We start from the raw sequence: 832 nt of genomic DNA, 5'->3' as shown, positions 1-832 counted from the left end.
CGGTAGCCCTGGTGCGGCGTGGTGCGCTGCTGTGGCTGGGGCTGACCGCGGTCCTCGGCGTCGCGACGACGCTGGCGGGAGGCGGCGGTGCTTGAGCACGGCGGCCGCCTGCGCCGCGCCGCCGAGCACTACGGTATCGCGCTTGCCGACTGGATGGACCTGTCCACCGGGATCAGCCCGTGGGCCTATCCGGTGCCGCCGGTGCCGGAGACGGCCTGGCAGCGCCTGCCCGAGGACGACGACGGCCTGGACGAAGCCGCCGCGCGCTATTACGGCAGCGCCGAATTGCTCGCGGTGGCGGGTTCTCAGCCGGCGATCCAGGCCCTGCCGGCGGTCCTGCCCGGCGCACGCGTCCGCCTGCTGGCGCCAGGCTACGCCGAGCACGCCCACGCCTGGCGCGAGCGCCGGCCACGGTCGATCGACGCGGAGGAGGTCGAGGGTGCGATCGACGACAGCGACGTGGTGGTGCTGGTGCAGCCCAACAACCCGACCGGCGTGCATTTCGACCGCGATCGCCTGCTCGACTGGCATGCCCGGCTCGCCCGCCGCGGCGGCTGGCTGGTGGTGGACGAGGCTTTCGCCGACACCACGCCTGCGCACAGCCTGGTGCCGCTCGCCGGTCGCCCCGGCCTGGTGGTGCTGCGCTCGCTGGGCAAGTTTTTCGGTCTGGCCGGGGCGCGCGTGGGCTTCGTGTTCGCACCCACCGAGGTCCGCACGGCGCTCGCCGAACGCCTCGGGCCGTGGACGCTGGCCGGTCCGGCACGCTGGGCGGCGCACCACGCGCTCGCCGACACCGCCTGGCAGGCCGCGCAGCGCGCCCGGCTGGACGCCG

Annotated in this window: 1 protein-coding gene; it reads left to right on the top strand. The window is 75.4% G+C overall.

What is annotated here, in order from left to right; genetic code table 11:
* Positions 1 to 87: 87 nt before the first annotated feature.
* The coding region (cobD, locus tag C665_RS19740; RefSeq protein WP_004330614.1) for a threonine-phosphate decarboxylase CobD at positions 88 to 832 on the top strand (745 nt) is incomplete at its 3' end.

It is taken from the genome of Thauera aminoaromatica S2, from assembly GCF_000310185.1.
Lineage (GTDB): Bacteria > Pseudomonadota > Gammaproteobacteria > Burkholderiales > Rhodocyclaceae > Thauera > Thauera aminoaromatica.
Note: the sequence above shows the minus strand (reverse complement) of the source record. Positions and strands in the feature narration are given on the sequence as shown.